The sequence below is a fragment of the Paenibacillus sp. 1A_MP2 genome (assembly GCF_052244825.1).
GTDB classification, from domain to species: domain Bacteria; phylum Bacillota; class Bacilli; order Paenibacillales; family Paenibacillaceae; genus Paenibacillus; species Paenibacillus vandeheii.
Genome location: NZ_JBQQCS010000001.1, coordinates 6922908 through 6946136, shown reverse-complemented (window position 1 = coordinate 6946136; position 23229 = coordinate 6922908). Strand labels below are relative to the sequence as shown.

At 46.0% G+C, this 23229-nt stretch carries 24 protein-coding genes and 3 pseudogenes; 15 read left to right on the top strand and 12 right to left on the bottom strand.

All coding sequences use genetic code 11. The annotated features are described in order from the left end of the window. Positions 1-15: 15 nt before the first annotated feature. From iolE to ACTWJ7_RS34185, 6 genes and pseudogenes are all read left to right on the top strand, one after another. Positions 16-918, top strand: a complete 903-nt coding sequence (iolE, locus tag ACTWJ7_RS34210) for a myo-inosose-2 dehydratase (protein ID WP_301880934.1) — start codon at positions 16-18, stop codon at positions 916-918. 181 nt (positions 919-1099) lie between these two features. Beyond that, the gene (iolC, locus tag ACTWJ7_RS34205) at positions 1100-2110 is read left to right on the top strand and encodes a 5-dehydro-2-deoxygluconokinase (RefSeq protein ID WP_301880933.1); all 1011 of its coding nucleotides are present in this window, start codon (positions 1100-1102) and stop codon (positions 2108-2110) included. Between the two features lie 72 nt (positions 2111-2182). Next, positions 2183-3657, top strand: a pseudogene (locus ACTWJ7_RS34200) (CoA-acylating methylmalonate-semialdehyde dehydrogenase). Positions 3658-3735: 78 nt separating this feature from the next. Continuing rightward, positions 3736-4788, top strand: coding sequence for an inositol 2-dehydrogenase (gene iolG, locus ACTWJ7_RS34195; RefSeq protein WP_301880931.1), 1053 nt, complete (start codon positions 3736-3738; stop codon positions 4786-4788). Positions 4789-4873: 85 nt separating this feature from the next. Beyond that, positions 4874-5683 carry a 5-deoxy-glucuronate isomerase gene (gene iolB / locus ACTWJ7_RS34190; protein ID WP_301880930.1) on the top strand — a complete coding sequence of 270 codons (810 nt, stop codon included), beginning with the start codon at positions 4874-4876 and terminating at the stop codon, positions 5681-5683. A 209-nt stretch (positions 5684-5892) separates the two neighbouring features. Then, a pseudogene (locus ACTWJ7_RS34185) lies at positions 5893-6902 on the top strand (LacI family DNA-binding transcriptional regulator). 146 nt (positions 6903-7048) lie between these two features. On the opposite strand, the gene ACTWJ7_RS34180 reads toward ACTWJ7_RS34185, so the two are convergent. Further along, entirely contained in the window at positions 7049-9028 is a 1980-nt protein-coding gene (locus ACTWJ7_RS34180; protein ID WP_301880928.1) for a methyl-accepting chemotaxis protein, read from the bottom strand. Between the two features lie 279 nt (positions 9029-9307). On the opposite strand from ACTWJ7_RS34180, the gene ACTWJ7_RS34175 reads away from it, so the two are divergent. The 3 genes from ACTWJ7_RS34175 to ACTWJ7_RS34165 are packed head-to-tail and all read left to right on the top strand — an operon-like array spanning position 9308 to position 10298. Further along, on the top strand, positions 9308-9808 hold the full coding sequence (locus tag ACTWJ7_RS34175; RefSeq protein ID WP_301880927.1) for a hypothetical protein: 501 nt from the start codon (positions 9308-9310) through the stop codon (positions 9806-9808). Beyond that, positions 9805-10020, top strand: a complete 216-nt coding sequence (locus tag ACTWJ7_RS34170; RefSeq protein ID WP_443146312.1) for a hypothetical protein — start codon at positions 9805-9807, stop codon at positions 10018-10020. The genes ACTWJ7_RS34175 and ACTWJ7_RS34170 overlap by 4 nt, the downstream gene beginning before the upstream one ends. After that, the gene (locus ACTWJ7_RS34165; protein WP_443146311.1) at positions 10017-10298 is read left to right on the top strand and encodes a GNAT family N-acetyltransferase; all 282 of its coding nucleotides are present in this window, start codon (positions 10017-10019) and stop codon (positions 10296-10298) included. The genes ACTWJ7_RS34170 and ACTWJ7_RS34165 overlap by 4 nt, the downstream gene beginning before the upstream one ends. Before the next feature lie 146 nt (positions 10299-10444). On the opposite strand, the gene ACTWJ7_RS34160 is transcribed toward ACTWJ7_RS34165, so the two are convergent. The 7 genes from ACTWJ7_RS34160 to ACTWJ7_RS34130 form a co-directional block, all read right to left on the bottom strand. Further along, a complete protein-coding gene (locus tag ACTWJ7_RS34160; RefSeq protein WP_079345093.1) occupies positions 10445-10804 on the bottom strand; it encodes an STAS/SEC14 domain-containing protein in 360 nt (119 codons plus the stop codon). Positions 10805-11034: 230 nt separating this feature from the next. Further along, entirely contained in the window at positions 11035-11835 is an 801-nt protein-coding gene (locus tag ACTWJ7_RS34155) for a DUF4261 domain-containing protein (RefSeq protein ID WP_079345091.1), read from the bottom strand. A 118-nt stretch (positions 11836-11953) separates the two neighbouring features. Then, positions 11954-12319, bottom strand: a complete 366-nt coding sequence (locus ACTWJ7_RS34150; RefSeq protein ID WP_443146310.1) for a DUF1304 domain-containing protein — start codon at positions 12317-12319, stop codon at positions 11954-11956. A gap of 114 nt (positions 12320-12433) precedes the next feature. Next, a complete protein-coding gene (locus ACTWJ7_RS34145; protein ID WP_443146309.1) occupies positions 12434-12703 on the bottom strand; it encodes a helix-turn-helix domain-containing protein in 270 nt (89 codons plus the stop codon). Then, positions 12697-13242, bottom strand: a complete 546-nt coding sequence (locus tag ACTWJ7_RS34140; RefSeq protein WP_443146308.1) for a DUF6597 domain-containing transcriptional factor — start codon at positions 13240-13242, stop codon at positions 12697-12699. Before ACTWJ7_RS34140 ends, ACTWJ7_RS34145 begins: the two co-directional genes overlap by 7 nt. Further along, positions 13242-13784 (bottom strand): AAA family ATPase, encoded by a 543-nt coding sequence (locus ACTWJ7_RS34135; protein ID WP_285080812.1) that lies wholly within the window; start codon positions 13782-13784, stop codon positions 13242-13244. Before ACTWJ7_RS34135 ends, ACTWJ7_RS34140 begins: the two co-directional genes overlap by 1 nt. Positions 13785-13808: 24 nt before the next feature. Continuing rightward, complete coding sequence (locus tag ACTWJ7_RS34130) at positions 13809-14546, bottom strand: WecB/TagA/CpsF family glycosyltransferase (protein WP_301880923.1); 738 nt, start codon at positions 14544-14546, stop codon at positions 13809-13811. Positions 14547-14880: 334 nt separating this feature from the next. Here ACTWJ7_RS34130 and ACTWJ7_RS34125 point away from each other — a divergent pair. Beyond that, positions 14881-15328, top strand: a pseudogene (locus ACTWJ7_RS34125) (SRPBCC family protein). Between the two features lie 125 nt (positions 15329-15453). Here ACTWJ7_RS34125 and pyk read toward each other — a convergent pair. Further along, complete coding sequence (pyk, locus tag ACTWJ7_RS34120; RefSeq protein ID WP_285080808.1) at positions 15454-16869, bottom strand: pyruvate kinase; 1416 nt, start codon at positions 16867-16869, stop codon at positions 15454-15456. Between the two features lie 112 nt (positions 16870-16981). Here pyk and ACTWJ7_RS34115 point away from each other — a divergent pair, with 112 nt between their 5' ends. Continuing rightward, entirely contained in the window at positions 16982-17761 is a 780-nt protein-coding gene (locus ACTWJ7_RS34115; protein ID WP_301880922.1) for a helix-turn-helix domain-containing protein, read from the top strand. Positions 17762-17904: 143 nt separating this feature from the next. On the opposite strand, the gene ACTWJ7_RS34110 is transcribed toward ACTWJ7_RS34115, so the two are convergent. Next, on the bottom strand, positions 17905-18576 hold the full coding sequence (locus ACTWJ7_RS34110) for a phosphatase PAP2 family protein (protein ID WP_079345077.1): 672 nt from the start codon (positions 18574-18576) through the stop codon (positions 17905-17907). Between the two features lie 297 nt (positions 18577-18873). Between ACTWJ7_RS34110 and ACTWJ7_RS34105 the strand changes: the two genes are divergently transcribed. The 4 genes from ACTWJ7_RS34105 (at position 18874) to ACTWJ7_RS34090 (ending at position 21052) form a co-directional block, all read left to right on the top strand. After that, the gene (locus tag ACTWJ7_RS34105; RefSeq protein WP_079345075.1) at positions 18874-19659 is read left to right on the top strand and encodes a CPBP family intramembrane glutamic endopeptidase; all 786 of its coding nucleotides are present in this window, start codon (positions 18874-18876) and stop codon (positions 19657-19659) included. Between the two features lie 142 nt (positions 19660-19801). Beyond that, the gene (locus ACTWJ7_RS34100) at positions 19802-20038 is read left to right on the top strand and encodes a DUF6953 family protein (protein WP_024633771.1); all 237 of its coding nucleotides are present in this window, start codon (positions 19802-19804) and stop codon (positions 20036-20038) included. 388 nt (positions 20039-20426) lie between these two features. Continuing rightward, positions 20427-20627 carry a cold-shock protein gene (locus tag ACTWJ7_RS34095; RefSeq protein WP_024633772.1) on the top strand — a complete coding sequence of 67 codons (201 nt, stop codon included), beginning with the start codon at positions 20427-20429 and terminating at the stop codon, positions 20625-20627. Between the two features lie 197 nt (positions 20628-20824). Then, a complete protein-coding gene (locus ACTWJ7_RS34090) occupies positions 20825-21052 on the top strand; it encodes a cold-shock protein (protein ID WP_024633773.1) in 228 nt (75 codons plus the stop codon). Between the two features lie 172 nt (positions 21053-21224). Here the strand turns inward: ACTWJ7_RS34090 and ACTWJ7_RS34085 are convergent, their stop codons facing one another. Beyond that, on the bottom strand, positions 21225-22433 hold the full coding sequence (locus ACTWJ7_RS34085) for an MFS transporter (RefSeq protein ID WP_301880917.1): 1209 nt from the start codon (positions 22431-22433) through the stop codon (positions 21225-21227). Positions 22434-22741: 308 nt separating this feature from the next. Next, on the bottom strand, positions 22742-23098 hold the full coding sequence (locus ACTWJ7_RS34080; RefSeq protein ID WP_079345071.1) for a hypothetical protein: 357 nt from the start codon (positions 23096-23098) through the stop codon (positions 22742-22744). Positions 23099-23229 lie beyond the last annotated feature (131 nt).

Below are 23229 nucleotides of genomic sequence, written 5' to 3'. Positions count from 1 at the left end.
AGGAGACGTGGAGCCATGAACAAGCTGCCATTTCAGCTCGGGATTCATCCGATCAACTGGGTCGGAGAGGATGTGAAGGAGCATGGTGATGCAACAACATGTGAACAGATACTGGATGATATTCAGCGGCTCGGACTGACGGGTACGGAGATGGGGCGGAAATATCCCACGGATCCAGTCATATTGCGGGGGGAGTTAAACAAGCGCAGCATACGCCTCGTTTCCCAGTGGAAATCGGTTTTGTTCTCCGACGCGGCATATCGTCAGTCTGAGCTGGAGAGCTACCGAAGACACGCAGAATTTCTGCAATCGATGGGCAGCACGGTGATTAGCACGGCGGAGGTAGGCGGTTCGCTGCATTTTGATCCAAGGCGGACACCACATGAAAAAGAAGTGCTGAGACTCAGTGAATCGGAATGGCACATCCTTGCTGAGGGGCTAAACAAAGCGGGGACCATCGCCCGTGAGCACGGGTTGAAACTGACGTATCATCACCATGGAGGCACTGTTGTGGAGCAGCCAGAAGAAATCGATAAACTGATGCAGCTGACCGACCCATCTCTTGTTTATTTGCTCTATGACACAGGCCATGCCTACTACGGTGGAGCAGATCCCCTAACGCTCTTGCGCAAGCATTATGACCGGATTGCCTATATCCACCTGAAGGATATCCGTCATCAAGTGCTGGACGAAGCAAGGGCAGAACAGTCTGATTTTGTGGGTTGCATCCGTAAAGGGGTATTCACGGTTCCCGGAGATGGTTGTATTGATTTTGCGCCTATTCTGCAGGAATTGATCACCCGAGGGTACGATGGCTGGGCGATGCTTGAAGGGGAACAGGACCCTGCAATTCATAATCCATATGAGTATGCGCGGAGATCTTTGCAATATATGGAGTCCTTATACCAACACAGCTGATAAAGTCATGGCAATCGGGAGAGAGCCATACCATGAGGTAAACCGGATGATGAGTATGTAAGTTTGATGATTTTTCTAACAACATTACAGAGACAAAACTTAAAACTTTAAACTTCACAATTCTAAATATTCTATCCATATATACATGCAAAATCCCATCATAGAAAGGGGTTCAAATGCAATGACCTACGTATCCTTTCCTGGTTCCAGGAAGATGGATTTCACCGCGATTGGCCGTCTGTGCATAGACTTGAATGCCAACGAGATCAATCGCCCGATGGAAGAGACAATGACCTTTACAAAATATGTGGGCGGCTCTCCGGCCAATATTACGATTGGCATGTCCAGACTCGGCATGGAAACGGCGTTTATCGGCAAAATTGCAAATGACCAGATGGGCCGATTCATCCACAGCTATCTGGAGTGGAACGGGATCGATACGTCAAATGTGGTAACAGATGATACCGGAGCGGTGACAGGGCTTGCTTTTACCGAGATCAAAAGCCCAACTGACTGCAGCATTCTGATGTATCGCGACAATGTAGCTGATCTGCTATTGCAATCGAGAGAGGTGCAGGAACAGCTGATTGCCGACTCCAAAGTGCTGCTGATCTCGGGTACAGCCCTCGCCCAAAGTCCATCGCGTGAAGCGGTATTCCTGGCGCTGACGTATGCGAAAAAGCATGGCACAGTCATTGTGTTTGATCTGGACTATCGTCCATACACATGGACATCAGCAGAAGAAACGGCGGTCTATTATAACCTCGCAGCCGAGAAATGCGATATCATCCTGGGCACACGTGAAGAGTTCGACATGATGGAGACGTTTGACCATAATCCAGACCATAGCGATCAGGTGACCGCGCAAAAATGGTTCGACTTTTCAGCTAAAATTGTGGTCATCAAACATGGCAAGGAAGGCTCCATTGCCTATACAGGTGAAGGGCTATCTCATCAAGCGGACAGCTACCCTGCGCGTGTGGTGAAAACGTTTGGTGCAGGTGATTCCTACGCGGCGGGCTTCCTGTATGGGTTGATGCAGGGGTGGACGATTGAACGCAGCATGGCGTTTGGCAGTGCGGCAGCAAGTATCGTGATTTCCAGCCATAGCTGCTCGGATGCAATGCCAACGGTGGAACAAGTGAATGACTATATTGAACGATGCAATCGGGGCGAAATTACGGTGTCCTGAAGCGTGTTGAAGTACTTGGAGTACATGGAGAAATTTGATGCAACGCACATATAAGCGAAGGGAGACAGGGCTATGGGAAAAGGGATTTCTGAAGCGTCAGCAATAGCGACAATGGTTCAAAACTGGATCGGGGGTGCCTGGGTGACCCCGGCGGCAACCCGTACGGAGCCGGTCGTAAATCCGGCCACCGAAGAGGTCATTGCACACGTGCCGCTGTCTGAACAGGCGGACGTGGATTTGGCCGTCCAGACGGCACGGGAGGCTTTCCCGTCCTGGAGCGGTACACCGGTTCCTCGCCGTGCGCGGATTCTGTTCCGATACCAGCAGCTGCTGGTAGAGCACTGGGAAGAACTCGCTCGGCTGGTCACGCTGGAGAATGGTAAAAGCTACGCGGAAGCCTACGGCGAAGTACAGCGCGGCATTGAATGCGTCGAATTTGCGGCAGGCGCTCCGAACCTGATGATGGGCAAACAGCTGCCCGACATCGCCACCGGGCTGGAGTCAGGCATGTACCGGTACCCAATCGGTGTTATTGGGGGAATTACCCCCTTCAACTTCCCGATGATGGTACCGTGCTGGATGTTCCCGCTGGCGATTGCGTGCGGTAACACCTTTGTCCTGAAGCCGTCCGAGCGCACACCGCTGCTGGCAGGCCGCCTGGCTGAGCTGTTCAAGGAAGCAGGGCTTCCGGACGGAGTGCTCAATATCGTTCACGGTGCGCATGACGTCGTGAACGGGCTGCTTGAACACAAGCATGTTCAAGCGATCTCTTTGTCGGCTCACAGCCTGTCGCCGAATACGTCTACACCACCGCTTCCGCACATGGCAAACGGGTGCAGGCACTCGCCGGTGCCAAAAACCACTCGATCGTTATGCCAGACGCCGATCTCGACCTGACAGTGAAGGAAATCACCAGCGCAGCCTTCGGCTCAGCCGGAGAACGTTGTATGGCTTGCTCCGTTGTTGTCGCCGTGGGTGATGTTGCTGACACGCTGGTACAAAAGCTGGTGGAAGCGGCAGATCGCATCACGATTGGTAACGGTATGGATGAAGGGGTATTCCTGGGCCCTGTGATTCGCGGTCCACATAAGGAACGTACACTCAGCTACATTGAATCCGGAGAACAGGAAGGTGCGGCTCTGATCCGGGATGGTCGTAAAGATGAGGCGACAGGCAAGTCCGGTTATTTCGTTGGTCCGACGGTATTCGATGAGGTGCAGAGCACCATGAAGATCTGGAAGGACGAGATATTTGCACCAGTGCTCTCGGTGGCGAGGGTAGCTACGCTGGAGGAAGCTGTGGAACTGGCGAACCGTTCCGACTTTGCCAACGGGGCGTGTCTGTTCACCCGCAGCGGAGGGAGCATGCGTCAATTCCGGGAAACCATTGATGCGGGCATGTTGGGCATTAACTTGGGCGTACCTGCGCCCATGGCATTTTTCCCTTTTTCCGGCTGGAAGAAATCGTTCTACGGTGATTTGCATGCCAATGGCACGGATGGCGTTGAATTTTATACTCGCAAAAAGATGGTCACTGCCCGCTGGTAGTCACTCAGGGCATAGGGCATACCCGGGCCAAGGGAAGAACGTTGAGTCCACATGGACACATACAGGGAGGATAACGGAATGGGCAAGGATAAAGTGAGAATTGGCATCATCGGCGCTGGGCGCATTGGCAAAATTCATGCAGATAATCTCCTGCGCAACCCACATGCCGAGATTGTGGGGATCAGTGATTTGTTTGCAGGACCTGAGCTGGAGGCGTGGGCTTCCAGCCGCAGCATTCCGGTGGTAACGACAGATAGCAGCCAGCTGATCGCCATGCCAAATGTGGATGCAGTGCTGATCTGTTCCTCAACAGATACGCATGTGCCACTGATTGAACAGGCAGCACAGGCGGGTAAACATATTTTTTGCGAGAAGCCGGTTAGTATGGACCTTCATCAAACTCAGGCAGCTGTTGCAGCCGTGCAAAAGGCCGGGGTAAAGCTGCAAATCGGATTCAATCGTCGCTTCGACCATAACTTCAAACGGGTACGTTCACATGTGCAGGACGGAACAATTGGGGAACCGCATATTATCAAAATTACTTCTCGTGACCCGAGTCCGCCGCCAGCGGAGTACATTCGGGTGTCTGGCGGGATTTTCATGGATATGATGATTCATGATTTCGATATGGCCCGGTATCTGTCCGGGAGTGAAGTGGAGGAAGTCTATGCCCAGGGCAATGTGCTGATCAATCCTGTTTTTGCAGAATACGGTGATGTGGATACGGCCATTGTGACAATGAGTTTTGAAAATGGAGCGATTGGCGTTATTGATAACAGCCGCCAGGCGGTATATGGATATGATCAGCGTGTTGAGGTGTTTGGCTCATTGGGCAGCGCCGCAGCTGCGAACGATCATCCGAATACGGCAGAAATTAGTACAGCGACCGGACTGATGCGCGACAAGCCGCTGCACTTTTTCCTGGAACGATACAATGAAGCGTATGTACAGGAGACAGCTCTTTTCATCGACGCGATCCGGAACGATACACCTGTCATCGTGAATGGGAATGATGCAGTTCAGGCAGAACGTATCGCGCTCGCGGCACGCATGTCCATGGAGCAAGGCAGACCTGTGAAGCTGCGGGAAGTCCCGGGAATGTCGGTGGAATCGCAGACGGTTGCTCCGTAGGAAGGACCATTTTCATAACAAGGCATTTCATCTAATAGACAGCCATAAAAATTAAGGATAAATACCGGAAGGAGTGAAAGAAAGCATGTCAGAACGTGTAGTAAAACCTGTGTTGAATCCGAAAGCAGACGGAACGTTATTGACGGTCACACCAGAGTCTGCGGGCTGGGAATATGTTGGGTTTCAGGTCGTACAGCTTGTGGAAGGACAGACTATAACTCGTGAGAGCGGGGATCAGGAACTCTGTATTGTGCTTCTCAGCGGCTTGGCGAATGTAAGTACTCGTGAATACACGTGGGAGAATATCGGCAAAAGAATGAGCGTCTTCGAGAAAATTCCTCCGTATTCGATTTACGTATCCAGTTCAGATCGAGTGGAGTTAACAGCTCGTACCGCATTGGAGATTGCGATATGTGCGGCACCAGGTAAAGGCACGTATCCAGCTCGTCTGATTGCTCCCGAAGATGTAGGTGTTGAGACACGTGGTTATGGAAACCTGGAACGACAGATTCACAACATTTTGCCTGAACAAAAAGAAGCAGACAGCCTGCTCGTCGTTGAGGTGTTCACGCCAGATGGACATTGGTCGAGCTATCCTCCGCATAAACATGATCGGGACGCCCTACCTGATGAATCCTTGCTGGAAGAGACGTATTATTTCCGAGTACAGCCAGAGCAGGGGTTTGCCATTCAACGTATCTACACAGATGATCGCGCTGTGGATGAGACGCTTGCAGTGAAAAACGGGGAAGTTGTGCTTGTCCCGTGTGGATACCATCCGGTAGGTGCTCCTCCGGGATACGAGGTCTACTATCTGAATGTGATGGCAGGACCAACCCGGACCTGGAAGTTTCACAACGACCCGGACCATGATTGGCTAATGAATAAAAAGTAATGCAGGTGGATGGCATACTCCTATATTTTATCCTTCAAGTGAGCCAGACTATCCGATTCCATTATTCGTTATCCAGGAAGTAATCCAGGCTTGGTTCATAATTTGCTTTGGCTTCAAGTTGCGTATGCGGACTTCCCCCTGCATAATGAGAAGAAAACGATTACCTATATATAAGAAAATTTATATATAGCACAAATGGGGAAATAACAATGAAAGCAACGATATATGATATAGCACGCGAGGCGGGTGTATCCATTGCAACCGTCTCACAGGTTATTAACGGCAAAGGGAAAATTAGCGAGAAGCGGCGCACCGAGATTATGGAGATCATGGAGCGCCTTCACTATCAGCCGAGCGCGATCGCCGCGGCACTTACAGGTAAGCAGACATACACGCTCGGACTGCTCGTGCCCGATATCTCCAATCCGTATTTTGCCGAGCTGGCCAGAGCGGTAGAGGATCGCAGTCGGCAGTTGGGTTATAGCGTCGTGATTTGCAGCACAGACAATAAGGACGAGCGGGTAGAGCGGTATCTGAATCTGCTTCAGCAAAAAAGGGTCGACGGCATGATGATCGGAACGGGTATTGATAACGCCGAAATTCTGTCCCCGCTTCTGCAACAGTCCATACCTGTTGCTCTGATTGCCCGTCATATGCCGTCGTTATCGGTGCATACCGTTGCCATCGATGATAGGCTTGGCGGTGCTTTGGCAGCGCAGCATCTGCTTGAATTGGGTCATACTCACGTAGCGGTGCTGTCCGAACCGTTCAAAGTCAGCAGCAGTCAGGAACGCGTACGCGGATTTCGTGAAGTATTGGAGAAGGCGGGTCATTCTCTTGAAGCCGATCAGGTGAGAGAGTCTTCTGCCGATTTGGGTTCAGCCAAAAAGAGGCGCTCGTGCTGCTCACGGAAAAGAATAGAGCCACAGGCATTTTCTGCTGCAACGACATGCAGGCAATTGGTGCGCTTCAGGCTGCCAAAGAGCTAGGTCTGCGTGTGCCTGAAGATGTATCAATCATCGGATTTGATAATACGATTCTGGCTTCAGTAACCAGTCCACCTCTGACGACGGTTGCCCAACCTATTGAGGATCTGGGGCATCGTGCCGTTGATTTATTAATTGATGAGCTAAAAGATGAAGGTAAATCACCACAGAAAATTGTCCTGAAGCCTGAATTGGTCGTTAGAGACTCGACAGGGAATGCATCAGATCAATGATGAGAACAACAGGATCGTAATAGGAATTCCTTCGACTTTCAGGAAAAAACACTACAAAAAATAAGCATACAACTGACCATAAAACAAACATATGCGTCATAAAAAACAAGCCGCTCACCTCTGTGGGTGAACACGGCTTGTTTGAGTTAGATCTTGAACTTCTTCACTTCCTCATACAGTGCATTGGCATGCTGAGCCAGCTCATTGGAACGTTCCGAGATACTTGTAATGTAATTGAACTGTTCCTGCGTAGAAGAAGCAACCTCTTCCGTGGAAGCTGCGCTCTGCTCCGACATGGCTGCAACACTGGAAATTACTTCGGCAATCCTGCCAGAGCTGTCATCCAGCTCGGTTGTAGCAGAGGATACCAGCTGGAGTTGGCTGTCGATGCCGTCAATGGATTGTTTGATACGGGTAAACGACTCGCGCATCTCATGAACAGCAGCTACCTGCTGCTCAATACCTTGTTCAGCCGAAGTAACTTCACTCACGCTTTGACGACTTGCCGCCTGAATCTCATCCAGCAGAACAATGATATCCTGTGCCGAGTCGGAAGACTGCTCAGCCAGTTTCCGTACTTCTTCGGCTACGACGGCGAATCCGCGTCCATGTTCACCCGCTCTGGCCGCTTCAATAGAAGCATTCAGGGCGAGCAGATTAGTCTGGGAAGCGATGCCCCGAATCATGCCGACAATGTCCTCGATTTTCTGCGACTTCTCCGCCAAAAGCGTGATCGACTCACCTACGCGGTCAATGGAACTCCGATTGCCGTCCGCAAGTTCCACCTGATGATCCACAGCTTGCATTCCGGCAAGCATGGCTTCCCCTGCTTCTCGCATCATCGTTACCGATTGCTCCACACTGCGGTTAATACCGCCAACACTATTACTCATCTCTGACAATCGACTTGAACCGTCATAGACCGATTCCGCCTGTTTGCTGGACCCTTGAGCGAGCTCATCTGTGGCGATGGAGATCTGCTCGGCAATGCGTTTGGTATTGTCGGTATGCTCTTCCATCTCACCCGAGATGCTTTGCACCCGGTTAGCAGAGGAGGTGACCTGCTCCAGCAGCAGACTGAGTTGAGCGGACATCTGATTGAATGCTGTACCTAACTCCGCAAACTCATCTTTACCTCTGATCTGTACCCGACCCGTAAAGTCACCATCCGACATCCGTTGGGAGGTTGCGCCCAAGGTTTTTAGCGGTTTGATGAATAGTGATGCAATCCAGTATGCTGCCGCCATAACTACGATTAGGGTAACAGCGATAATCAGAATGTAGATGTTTCGTAATTCATAGTATTCGGAATAAGCTAATTTTTCAGAAATGACTGAGCCTACCACCCAGCCTGTGCTGGGGACTTGGTTAAAGTACAACAGATAATTTTCACCATTGTAGTTAAACTTCTTCTCCCCTGAGGTGGACGCCTGCATGTCGGCCAGCAGTGGTTTTAATTCCGCATTTTCAGAGGCAGAGGTACTTACCAGTTTATCGTCAGGGTGAGCCAGAAGCATCCCCGTTTTATCGATTAGAAATGTATATCCCAGCCCGTCCAGATTAATTTTTCCCACCGTATCCGTAAGGGTAGAGAGCAGTAAATCTCCTGCCACGACACCTTGTAGCTGTTCGTCTTTATTCAGGACCGGCATCGTCATGGACACCGCGTATTGCTTCGACATCATATCCAGATAGGGATCCGAGAAAACCAGTTGATCGGCCTGCTTCGCTTGTTGGTACCAGGGACGCTCACGTGGATCATACCCCGCATCAGGTGTCCAGTCCGAGCCATTCATAAAATGACCGTCTTGTTCTGAGCCATAGTAAAGATCCGACAGACTTTCTTTGTTACTGCCCAGCTTCATGATATCAAAATAATCTTCGTTCAGTTGTCCAGCCGGAATCGCTTCCTGAATTACAAACTCCAGTGTTTCCACAACTTTGGCATTGCTGCTGATCCATCCATCCAATTGGTTGGCCGCCGAGGACATTAATCCAGTTAATTTGGAATCGACATTGCGAGTGGCTTGTTTCTCTGTTTGGTATAAGCCTAGTGTTGCCAGTGGAATCGCTGTAATCAGTACAGCAGCCAGAAACATCATCATTAATTTCGGTTTAAGTTTCATCCAATCTCCCCCTTTGATGTCCCCTGCCAGTATAGGCAAAGCTGAAAGCTTATGTAGTATATCGACATTTTTTTCAAAATCATAATATCGATATTTATCACTTTAGTTAGCATCTCATAAAATTTAAAATGACTGGTTATAAAGAGGTATTTTCTATATAAAATGCATGTATTTAATGGATTATTTTAATGGTGAAGAACAATATTTGGATGATGAGATGGTATACTTGAAATGCAATTGCTAATTTCCTGATATACCCAACAACGAGAGGGGATTTCAATGAAAAAAAGAACCATAACCATTCTTGGTGCAGTCATTGTCATTGTGATTGCAGCTATTGCGATACCGATGTACATGTCGAGGCAGTACACCACTTTTCGTGCAGAGGTCACGGATCATATGAGTATGCTGGATACACTGGAGATTCTAGTTATTAAAAAAATACCGACCACCGATCCATACAATGAAGAAGAAATGACTATTAAAGATCCCCAAGAGATTAGAAATATGTTGAAGCTTGCGAAGGATATCGAATTAAGAAGAGTAAAGGAAATAGATATCACCGAGCGATCCCCATATTACTATGACTGGCAGCTTCTGACTAAGAAAGAAGATCGATTTACTGAAAACTTTGGAATTACGTTTTATAACGAACATGCTGTCTCTATCTATAGCGGATACAAAACGAGAGACAAGCTTGAAAATTATGAAATTACCAATGAATTTAATCTGAATGAAATGGAACGCCTCTTTACCAATTTGAAGGAGGGGAAGGAATGACAGAGTATCAATTGCGTCCCATTGAGGAGCAGGATATCCCTTTTCTATGGGAGATGTTGTATGCATCGATGTTCAAGCGGGAGGGCGAAGAGCCTTTTAAACCTGAGATCATACATAGCCCCGGCATGTCCAAGTACGTTGAAGGCTGGGGAGAGAGGGGGATTTCGGCTTTATCGCCTTGGATTCTCAGGGAAAGCGTATGGGCTCGGTGACGTTGCGATTTTTTACGGAGCAGAATGCGGGGTACGGTTATGTAAATGCGGCTACACCCGAGATGGGAATGGCTGTGATTGAGACTGCGCGTGGTAAAGGAATAGGCACCCGTCTTATTCAGGCAGCATTAGAAGAGGCTCGGAAGCGGGGAATTGACGCCGTTTCGCTCAGTGTTGACCCGGATAATGAAGCCATTCGGCTTTATCGGCGTTTCGGATTCGTCGAACAAGGCATGAGTGGCACGTCTGTAACGATGGTATGTGCGATGAATCCATGACCTTTTCGCAAACATGATGAAGTATTCATATGAAGAGTTTAAAAATACAAAAAGGCGTTCCCTCATTATCTGGGAAGCGCCTTAAGATATGACTTCATGTTCCTCGCACCATAGTTCCTTTGTGCTCACATAACAGCCCTTTTTAATTAGTTCAATAAAAATGCCAAAGCTTCATCAATCGTTTCCCACTGGAATTCGGTCTGATGCTGCGATTCTTTGGAAATCCGGTTCAGTTGCATTTTGGCAATCGCCCCGCCTACTGCTACACTCGCACGCTTCATGCCCCACTGTGCCAGCAGTTTCTGGTGCTCCACCATTTTCTCTTTTGTATCCTGAGGAAATGCCTTCATATTGCGCATGTCCACCAGCAGATCAAACGAGTTACCCAATTGATCTGCTATTTTTTTTATCTCGTTATTTGTTTCTTCCACCTGTTCAGGAGAGACCATCCCTTCCCAAACTATTTCAATAATAGGTTTAGATGAATCCAATCGTTTTACAGACATTTGGCAACTCCTTTGCGATATATATTATGTAGTGTATAAGTCTATTGGCCTATTAATTATACCCGGAATTTGCAGATATGAAAACAAAATTCAATATATTCTAATACTTATGAACTATGTACTCCTAGCAGTTACAATTTCAGGGAACCGTGTGTTGATGAGTTATAAACGGACATCAAGCATAAGAAAGCCGCCCAGTCACAAGAGATCTGGACGGCTTTTAACGATGTTTAAAAACCAATCTTCAAGCTGCTGCCTTCTGTAGCTATTCCTTCCGAACGGTGGATGGGCAGCTTTTGTTCTGCAGAGAAGCCAAGCGTCTCGCCGCTATGCAGGGTTACATCGTTTTCAACAACATAAGTCGCTGTCATGTACATCATTTCAAATACTTCACTTAACGGTTTTGCGGATTGAGTGATTTCCATCTCCTCTTTCCCAAAGTTGCGTAACCCATAAGTATAGGCCGATGCACCTTCAGGGCTCTGAAATAATCCGATGAAAATCCAGAGGGAGACGGGCAGCTCATGCTCCTTAAGTCCACGACTGATTTCCACGTACTGACCTGCTTCCACCACAAGTGGTGCCATATATATAGCCAGCGCGTGATCAAGCTGAAGTAAGGCGTTCGCCGTTTGGGTGAACAGAATATGTGCCTGAATTGCGTCGGTTGCATTCAGAACAGAGACAATAATCTGGGATTGATGTCGTGAAGTGACTTGTACCGCTTCCCGCCACAACACATTTAATTTGGCATTTTCCTCTACTTCGCGGTCAGGAATAGGAGCGTTGATATATGCGCACACCACTTGCATTCCATCCACTTCGAAAAAAAGGTTGCCTTCCTCCGGACGCTCATCAATCTCAATATTCCACTCGCTTTTCATCGTGTTAATGAAGTGATCGAAATTACATTCTTCGTGCTCCAGCAAAACAAATCCAACGATGGTTTCGCTATAGGGCGCAGTATTTACTGGTCCGCCTGCGGGCACATGTTCCTTTTTGCGACGCCGAAGCTTGTCAAACAGTCCCATGCAACGTTCTCCTTTCCAAGCCAATCACAGTGATCAGGCATAATCCAATGCCTATATATCCTTACCTTACCACATTGGAGCTTGTAATGAATCCCAGCATGGTATGGTCAGCAGAGGATCAGAGGAAAAGAACCAGAAGCATTGCAATAATCGCAGGTAGCCCTTGTTTGATGATGATGGATCGCGTAGCGGTCACGGCTCCGTATATGGCGGCGATGATGACACATGCCAGGAAGAAGATCTGGATGTGCTGTCCGACGGTTCCATCCGGATAAACGAGTCCCCAGATCAAGCCTGCGGCTAAAAATCCATTGTAAAGACCTTGATTGGCTGCCAAGGATTTGGTAGATTCCGCTAGTTCAGGGGTAAGGCCGAACGTTTTCATTGTGCGTGGACGAGTCCACAGAAACATCTCCATTACCATGATGTACAAATGTTCGATGGCTACAAGAGCAACAAAAATAATACTAATCAAACGAAACACCTTGCTTCCTATATGTCATTTGTTTACTAGTCTTACTCAGTATAAATGTTTGTAATCTGAACGGATAGTGGAAATTTAATTTTACACAAATTAATTGTGCTAAACAGTAATAAATCATTTTCTGGAATGGACGTAATCCTCAGGTGTGCTGCCGATAATGGACTTGAAATCTTTAATAAAGTGCGACTGATCATGATATCCAAGGTCTTGGGACAGCTTAACCAGATCACAATCCACACCCCGCTCCATCAGCTCGGCAGCATTTTGCAGGCGGTAGAGCTTGATCACCATTTTGGGGCTAATGCCTACATACTGATTGAACAGGCGCTGGAGCTTTCTTGTGTGCACATTCCAGGAGGCAGATAAATCATCGACTCTCAACATATCCCGTTGTTGCTCAATCTGCAGTACAATCTGGCTGACCAGCACGGCTTGATCATCAGGAGGAGGGAGGTGTTTACAGAGAAGCTGATCCATATAACTGACTTTGTCCGCATCACTTCCGTCCCCGAGCAGACATTGTTCGAGCTCTGGAGCATCCACATCAAGCACACCAGAGACATCAAGGGGGTTCCATACAGTGTGGAAACGGGAGTGCGAATGAATGGATAGAAGCCGCCCGGTTTAAACTTCACCCCAAACACACTTCCTTTTCCACGGACGAGATAAGAGAATTTCTGACCAGATGGACCGAAGAAAAAGGTATTTCCCCGCTCTACCACCAGATTGACACAGGGATTTGGAACCACTTGCTGAGGATAAGGATCATGCCCGGTAAGATCCCAGGAGACGATCCAGAAATGCTTCACCAATGAACTCAGCGCATCAGAAGTCGCGTAGCGTGTCAGTCGATAACTTTTGTCACCTTCATCCAGGTTCAGAAGACCCATGCTGGGTCTGGCAATATGATCCGCACGTTTCATTAGGTCAATTCCTCCAGGTATCTCATTAATTCTGCTTCGTCGCGAACAATGCACAATTTATATTGGTGAGGCTGCAAAAACGTCATGATTAGCGCTTTTTCCTTGCGGTCATGCTGATAGCTCCATTTATACATCCGCCAAAGCATGGTGAAAGTCTGTCGGTAATTTCCTTGTTCCAGTCCAAGCTTCTGTACTGTGAAACGTTTGAGAATGCGTACATTCCTTTTCCACACGGGTGTATTCAAATAGACGATAAGATCAGCCTGCTCGAAGCTTCTTGCCACCCATTTATAGTGTACTCCTTCGATAATCCACTGATTGGAATGCACTGCTTTTTGCAAGAGGGTGTCCCGTGTCTCCGGGCTATTGCGAATATCTTGTCCTTGAGGTACACGGTGCCAGACCATATTATCAAGCTCATGATAAGGAAGGTCTAGACTTGCGGATAAATGGCGAGCCAGTGTAGATTTACCACTGCCGACTGAGCCGATAATATGTATTTTGTTTGGCCTGAGTTTGATCATGGATTTATCTCCGATCATTCCTTAACCAGTCTCCTTTGTTATTTACCTTTGCTCCCTGAACAGCAGTGCCCGAACAGCGAAACGTGGCAAAATGAGTTGTCTGCGCCATCTGGAAGGCTGGCTGAGCAGTCGATAAAGCCATTCCAAGTTAAGCTTCTGCCATATCGCAGGTGCACGTTTGGTTTTGCCGGCGAGGATATCCAGGCTTCCACCAACTCCGATGGCTACACGAGCATTTAGTTGATGGCGATATTTGTTGATCCAGTGTTCAGCATTGGGTGCTCCTAGGGCCACGATAAGAAAATCAGGTTGTGCCTCGTGAATCTCTTTTACAATGCTTTTCTCCTCGTCCGTTGTGAAAAATCCATGCTGCCTACCACGAACAACGACTCCTGGATAGTTTTGCGCTATAGCCTCCACAGCCCGCTTACTGACACTTTCTTCTGCCCCAAGCATATAAAAGGACCAATTCTTCTGGCTTCCTTCCTCCAATAAACGAAAAAGCAGATCACAACCCGTTACACGTTCGGCCAATTGTCCGCCCCGAATGCGGGATACCATCACAATGCCCGCACCGTCAGCGGTAACAATGCCTGCCTGATCCACGACAGAACGAAGTGCCTGATCTTTCTGACAAGACATGACGATTTCCGGATTTCCTGTAATGACATGGAACAGTTCGGATGGTCTCTGATCGACTACATCACCAAGAATTGTAACCGTCTGATCCATAGTTAGATTGGGAAAAGGGATTCCCATAATATTTGTTGTTTGGTTCATATCTCCGTTCCTTTCTGGATGCTAACTTTCCGTTCGTAACTTGTATACATTTCCTGTTATTTCATTCCAGCTTAGTATATCTGATCTCCTAACAAAGCACTATATTGGTTGGATTTCAGGATAGGGCAATTGCACAAGAAAACCTTCCCTAGTCTCTCCTTGTGGTTGCAGTACATAAATTGGACGGTGTGAATGTCGAATTTGGTTTTCTTTATCTTTTATTTTTGCTGATGTCGCGTTTTTACAATACATGGTTTGGGGTATAACGTAGGATAGTGTTGCAAGCAAATGTCATTTGTATCTTCAATAATTAACACATAAAGGGAGTGAGTTCATGGAATTGAAATATGAGTTCTATATTAATGCCGGACAGGAAGATGTGTGGAATGCTCTGATCTCGCCGGACGGTACACGGAGCAGCTTTTTGGAGTGAACTTCGTTCCAATTTTCAACCGGGTCAGCCATTTGCCTATGTAGGGCCTGGAAATGACGGTGCAGAGACGGTGCATGTGTACGGGGATATTCTGGAGTTCGAACCTTTATCCGTACTAAGCTACCTTGAACATCCCGGACCTTCCTACCACGCCAATCACGCGGATCTTCAATCCAGAGTAGTGTTCCAACTGGAAACGGTTGGGGAATGTACGAAGTTAACATTGATCAATGATCAATTTACGGACAACCATCCATCCTTTGCGAACGCACAGAGTAGCTGGTGGATGATATTGAGCAGTATTAAGACATGGGTAGAGACGGGTAAAACGCTGAATTTTGGCTGGTAAGGGTTAGGCATCGGGTACATTACAATTGGGTATGGCACTCTGGAACCAAAAAATCCACCGAGACGCATTTCTGCTCTCGGTGGATTTTTGTATTTAGAACTATACAAGTATTTGTATCCGTTGAATTATACTTGTTGAACTTTGATCAAGTTGGTGTTACCGGATTGACCAATCGGTACACCAGCGGACAATACGATGATGTCCCCTTTTTCAATATAACCGGTTTTGATGGCATTACGTGTAGCGGACTCGAACATTTCATCGGTTGTTGTTACTTTGTCGCCCATAACCGGAATGACACCGGAAAGCAGGCAGATTTTCGCCAGTACTTCTTGATGCTGTGTTACCGCGATGATCGGTGCTTTTGGACGATATTTGGAGATCATACGAGCGGTAAATCCACTCTCGGTAGAAGTGATGATCGCTTTGGCATTCAGGACGAGGGAAGAGCTAACCGCTCCCTGACTGATAACTTCGGTAATATCAGCTACTTGTTGAGCAGACTTCTGGTTGAATTGTTCTTTATAATCAATCATCGTTTCAGCACGGCGGGCAACTGCAGCCATCGTGCGTACGGATTGTACCGGATATTTACCAGCTGCGGATTCACCGGACAACATAACGACGTCTGCACCTTGAAGGACAGCGTTAGCTACGTCACTAACTTCGGACCGGGTTGGACGCGGATTTACTTGCATGGATTCCAGCATGTGTGTGGCTACGATTACCGGTTTACCCGCACGGTTACATTTATCAATCATTTCTTTTTGCATCATCGGTACGTCTTCGATCGGTACTTCGACCCCGAGATCTCCACGTGCTACCATGATACCGTCAGATGCTTCAATGATATCGTTCAGGTTGGTCATACCTTCCTGGTTTTCGATTTTGGAGATGATTTGTACGTGTTCTACACCGCGTTCTTTCAGAATGCTGCGAATTTCACGAATGTCATCGCCTTTACGAACAAAGGAAGCTGCGATAATTTCGATATCGTTTTCGATCCCGAATCCGATGTGCATAACGTCACGTTCCGTTACACCTGGCAAAGTCGTTTTAATTCCTGGCAAGTTAACCCCTTTGCGTGGTTTCAGAATGCCGCCGCTGATGATTTTACAGTGAATATCCGAACCTTCCACGGACAGTACAGTCAGATCCACCAAACCATCATCGATGAGAATGCGATCTCCAGGTTTTACAACGAGGTTCAATTCCGGATAGTTTACCGAGATACGCTCAGCGTCACCAAGAATTTCTTCGGTAGTGAGGATAAGCTCTTTACCCGCTTGAAGATGACAGGATGCTTCTTTCAGTTTGCCAATACGAACTTCCGGTCCTTTGATATCCATCATGATCGGTACGTACGTATTCAATTCGGAAGCCGCTTTGCGGATATTGTTAATCCGTGCAACGTGATCTTCCAGCTCACCGTGAGCCATGTTCAGACGGGCAACAGTCATCCCTTCCTGAATCATTACTTTTAACAATTCGATTGAGTCACAAGCAGGTCCCATAGTACAAATAATTTTTGTTTTCAACATGCTATTTTCCTCCTCATATGTTTGCTTATATGTGTATTGTAGCGTTTTCTGTCGAATCAGGGTATGAACTATAGTACAATGATTAGAATATAGTCCAATAATGAGGTGTGTTATGGTCACTCCATTAGAAGTACGACACATTAATGGTGTCGGTTGGTACGAAGAAGCGGTGCAGTCACAGGCGACTTGGCGGTTAAGCTTGGTTACTTATGGGAAATGTGTATATTGGGTGAACGGAGAAAAGCAGATCATGGAGAAGGGTGAGCTATTGCTCATTCCCGCTGGCATTCCGTATTACGGCAAAAGCATTCCAACCGTAACCCATACGCAAATTGTTGTTCAATTACAGGGGGATCATGCACAAGGTTTGCCCGCGCTGGAACGGAGGGAGGCCTTGCGACATAAGCCCGGATGTTATGAACTGATTCATGAACGCATGAAAGCCATCCAACAACAATGGCAGGAGCGTCCGTCTTATTATGTCATGATGAGCCAAGCCTTATTGATGGAAGTGCTTATTTATATAAACAGGGAACTGGACCGCGGGGTTATTCCACCGGAGAGGCATGTTCATGCGGAGCGGATGAAGCGGTACATTGAGCGGCATTACCGGGAGAAAGTTACGAAAGAAGAGCTGGGGGACGAGATTGGTAAAACCCCGAATTACGCAGCCGGGTTATTTAAAAGCATGACGAATCAGACGATCAGCCAATATGTTCATGATCAACGGATGAAAAGAGCCGTATATTTGCTTACCGAGTCACAGCTCTCCATTCAGGAAATTGCAGAATTTCTCGGTTACCGTGATCTGTCTTATTTTTACCGAATATTCAAGCGTTTAATGGGAAGCCCTCCATCTGATTTGCTCCATGAACGGCCACCCATCATATGAAAGACAGGGGGCCACGGTCGCTACTTGAAAAGTTCTTCCATTATAAGCATCAACATAATTCACGCAAAAAAAAGAGGGCCGAGGCCCTCTTTTTGGTTTCATGACAGTTGAATGACTCCTGCCTTTGCAATACAAATCGTATACTAAGCGTTGCTGCTTGTATTTGTAGCCGTGAGCGGCTGCTTTGTTTTTTTGCTTGCCAAACCTGTGCGAACCGCAAATACATGCACAGCCCAGTACGCTGCTTCCGCAAAGAGAATTCCACCTGCAACATCCAGCAGTGAATGCTGTTTCACAAATACCGTCGAAGCAATAATTAGCCACAACCATACCGACCAGGAGATTCGCGCCAGTGGTTTGAAGTTCAAGTGACGATTAATGATAATGAAGAGCAGATAACTTGTGAGACAGTGGATGCTCGGAAAACAGTTGAATGGAGCATCATTGGTATAAATAAATTTTACAAGTGCACTGCTCAGACCTGTTCCGATAACTTCCGGTCGTGGTACGTAAGTAGGGAAGACCGCAAAAACGACGTTGGCTGCGATCACTCCTACGTTATAGGTTATTAGCACACGCCAGAATAGCGATTTGTTCGTCAGACCCAAATAGAGAAATCCAAGATACAGAATCGGCATCCAACTGACATAGGGATAAATAAATTCTTTGATAAAAGGAATCTGTGTATCAATCCAGGCATAGTTGTAGAAGACATCACTTCCGGTGTTGCTGCCCAACAAAACATAAATGGAGCCTTGAAGCGGTATACATAAAATTGCCAGCAAATGTCCCCAGCGCATAAATAAAGCCTTCATAGTATCCCCCTGATTTCGTTCTTCTTTTCGCAGCGTGCATCTTACGCTCCATATATATGACGTTGCAAATGTGACGTACCCCTGCAACGATTCATTCCATTACTACTATAATGGACAGATTAGTACTTGAGCCATACCTGATTGTAAGGTAAAAGCTGTAAGAGGAATTCTCTTTTTGTTACTTTTATAGTTTTATCCAGAAAAGGCTACCCGATTATACAATAGATATGATACAACTAACTTGCGCTATGAGTTCATATGACAACCAATAAAAACGAAACGAGGCGGGTACAATCTATGAAAAACTCGCAATCCAGGCAAAACAAATCCTTTTCCGTGCGTAGACCTGTGCTGACGGTAGTGATCATTGAACTGCTCCTTTTACTGGCGGTTTTCACAGCAGGAGCGATTGCAACCTTGAAGCAGCTGGACTATACATCACCAGTACTGATGTCGTTTACTCCCATTGCTTTCGTGCTCGTTATTTATCTCACTTTGCGACGCAAGTGGGGAGACACCGGATTTCGCTCTTTAAGGACCATTCCGGCCAGTCATGCAAAGTATTATATTCCGCTACTCCTTGTACTGGGTACACTTGCGTTGAAAGGATTTACGGAATTAACCCTGTCCAAGGTCGCGTTTTTTATCTTTTTCACCTTGCTTGTCGCCTTTGTAGAGGAAACTATTTATCGTGGACTTATTTTCAAAACATTACTTCGTAAGAGTGCGATTGCGGCAGTTGTCACTTCAAGTGTTTTATTTTCCATCACTCATATCATGAATGCATTATCCGGCCAGAGTATGGCAGATACCATTCTGCAGCTGATCTATGCATTACTGCTTGGAGCAGCGCTCGCACTGTTAATGTTGAAAAACGGTAATATCGTACCGCTTATCCTGTTTCATTTCATACATAATTTGATTCAATTTCTAGGCAATGACCGGCAAGATAGCGGAACACTTTCCTATGATCTCTTCATATTGGTTGTGTTGGTTGCTTATTGCGTATGGTTAACATTTAGCGTTCGAACGAAGTCCTCTTCTTCAGAGAGTAATACATCGGGGAGTTCGGTGGTTCATTAAAAAGGGCCTGGCATCATCTGCTGCATAACTCTGATTACCGCCAGCCCTGGGATCCGTGGTATACTTCAGTCTGGCGGTATGACAGGCTTGTTCATAATCGGAAGCCCGTATCCGTACAATGGATAGATAAATAGGTGATATTGTGGAAAAGACAGCACAGGCAGTGGCTGAATGGATGGTGCAGGAGATTAAGTTTACCGGTACGCTTCATCAGGAAGCTGCAATTCAATATGTAAAGTCCAATTTTGGAGAAGAATTTGTATTTGTGAATGAGAATGGAAATGCCTCTTTATCAAAAGAAGTGAAGAAAGCGTTCCGCAAGCTACATGGTGGGCAGATTGCATGGGATCGTGATGCCTTTATGTGGGCATGGACCTAGTGTGTTATCCTGTGATTCGTTCATGTTTCATGGCTGTATTGGATATGCATGTCAAAATATTTTAAAGAAAATGTATAAGTTGTTTCGGATCTGCATATCCTTTCATAAGACCGCAATGAGCGTAGGGCAAGCGACAAACCCTGTTCCAGCGCGTGCGAATAACATGTATTTCCAAAGCTGTTTGAAAAGAAAATACAAAGATTTGCTTTTTGGTGGAAACGGAGTTATAATAAAAACAAGTTGTAGAGAGTGGAAAACCTAATTCACATATTGTAAAGGGCGATCACTTATAGGTTATGACTGGTACCTTTTTCAATGTGTGAATTTTTATTTGCTTGCTGCAAAGAACAAAGGAACATGTTAATCTTTATTTGGAGGTGTAATTCACATGCAAAACGGAACAGTAAAATGGTTCAACGCTGATAAAGGCTTCGGTTTCATCGAAGTTGAAGGCGGAGAAGATGTATTCGTACACTTCAGCGCTATTACAGGCGAAGGCTTCAAAACGCTGGACGAAGGTCAACGCGTGCAATTTAAAATTGTACAAGGAAACCGTGGTCCTCAAGCAGAAGAAGTTGTAAAACTGTAATTAAAGCATAGCTGCCTTTAACATGTTATAATGGTAAAGGCAGCTTCTTTTTTATGAGCAGTTATGTAGTTATAATGAAAGTCGGCCCAATAGTTGTCGAGACAGAAGTCCGTACGGGACGAAACTTCCGCTAAGTAGTGGCTTCTGTGAAATAACGTCGGATTAGATGTTTTTCCATAACAAAGGGGGTAGAAGTCATGTATAATCGCAAAAAACCGTTGGAAGAGATTCCACAAGCGGATGCGGCAATCTGGGAATGTACGAGTGATACGTGCAAAGGATGGATGCGGGACAATTTTGCGTTTGATAGCGTGCCTACTTGTCCGATATGTGCTTCTGAGATGGTTAGCACGACCAGGATGCTGCCATTGCTTGAAAATTCGAATAGCAATCTGAAAACGATGCCTAAAGGAAATCGGATTTAACATAGCTTACCCGCCTCTAACGAGGTGTTTTTTTTTAAGTTCAACCTGACATCTTGTACAAAGGTAAGGGTATTAAATATGAAGTTCCCGGCATTCGTTTTGGCGAATGCCTTTTTTATATGCGCGTACACTTAGTGGTGGAGTGGATGGTATCCAGGAAAATAACATGATTTTATCGAGACGGATCGGTAGCTTCTGTTGAGGTGGATTTTAAGACACTTATCCCTAAACCGATAAGTAGAACTGCTGTTCCGACATATAGAGGTGTGAGGCTCTGTTCAAAAAGAGAAGCCAATAAAGGTCCTATTGCAACCCCGAGATCAGTCACAATCGTATAACCCGTCATAATTTCGGTTTTATTCTGGTTTTCTTTAGCCGTCTTGTCTGCTGCTAATGTGTCACATAAAGTGGTGGCTATGGTTGACATGAATTGCATAACCAGAAGTATGAGGATGGCTAAAAAAATAGTGGAAGGAATTGATATAAGTACCAAGGTAAAAGCGGTTGAAATCAATGCCATCGCTAATAAAGGACTTCTAATTCCTTTTGTGTCTGTTAATTTACCTACTTTTGGGGATACAAAAGGTTCCCAACCCGACTTCAGGGCTTGAATGATACCAGATATAGACGCTGCGCCTATAAGTAACCCTAATACACTTATATTATGTGGTATATGGAACTCAATAATCCTGCTAAGGGTGAATGCAATAATCCCGAAGTAAATCATATGTATAAGAAAGCCACTGAGAAACAAAGGCCTGTTTTTTTTCTCGAAAAGCAGATGAATCAATTTAGTAGGTATTTCCTTTTTAATCGGTCGGGATATTCCATGTGGAATGATATGGTAAGCGAGCGGTATGCAAAGAAGAGCTATTATCCCGAATGTTATCGTGACAAATTTGAGACCGACTAACTCGGTCAATAATCCGCCTAGCAAAGCTCCGCCTAAATGGCCAAGCCCCCATAGACTATTATATGTCCCCATCAATTCACCCCGGTTTTTATCGGTCGACAACTCTACGACGGTTAACAAACCGCCAATCCGCAATAAAGTCCAAGCAGCTCCCCAGACACATCTCATAATTAACAGCCAAATAAATCCCTTTAAAAATCCGTAAGACAGTGTAGAAATAAACGCTAGTATTATTGCGACAATAACCCCTGTTTTTTTGTCAAAGCGATTATAAAACCAGTTAACTAATGGATTTAGGGGAAGCCTTAAGAGCCTGTTTATTGAAAGTAAAACACCTGCTTCCCATAAACTGCTAAGTCCAAAGTCTCTCCAATATATCGGTAGTACAACATAAAGCATTGCATTTCCAAGAAGACAAATCGCAGTAATAATAGCTATTCCTGATACAAATTTTTTGCTTTCAATCATAGCTTCCTCCCAATAAAAATTTTTTTAGTTATGTATTACACACCTGCATATTATGATTCTGTTCATGTTTCCTGAAATATCTCATAACACCTAAAACTCGTCAATATATTTCTTTTTTTACAATTATATGGAATAAAATTAACATTTCAATGTTAAATATCAAATTAATTTATTGATAAAATATACGAATAGCCCCTACGCCGATTAGATTTACTTTTAAAAAAAAGAACCTAATCGCCTTAAAGCGAGAAGGTTCTTTGGTCTTTGGTACATTCATTTCTGACAAAATCGTAAACCGGGCGAAAAGCTTAGATGAACAGGAACGGTAGCAGAAACAGTGTTGCTACCAGAGCGAGGTCAATCCCTGCTCCATAGCCGTAACCTCCGTAACCCCCACCGTATCTTCCATAGCCATAAGGACCATAGGCTGAAGATTTAACTTTCTTTGTTGCAACTGCGTTTTTTTTGCTGCTTTTTACAAGCTGCTCTTTGGATTTGACTGAACACAGCCGTGGTCCCTCGAAGCATCCGTCCAAATAGATTTTGCCATCACGACATTGGCTAAGCGTACCATACATATGCTTACCGTCTTTCATAACGAGACAAACGGAACGGCCAACGTGCGGAGAAACCGTCTCTTCACATACTGGATTAATTCTGTACATGTAAATCCTCCTCATTAGTGCGGTTGCCGCTTGAAATCAACGGTTTGTATATCATAGTAAAAAGAAGACCGATTGGTATGGACGAGTACCCGGATATTAGATGGGGAGGAGCCGTTTTTTAGTTCTTTTCA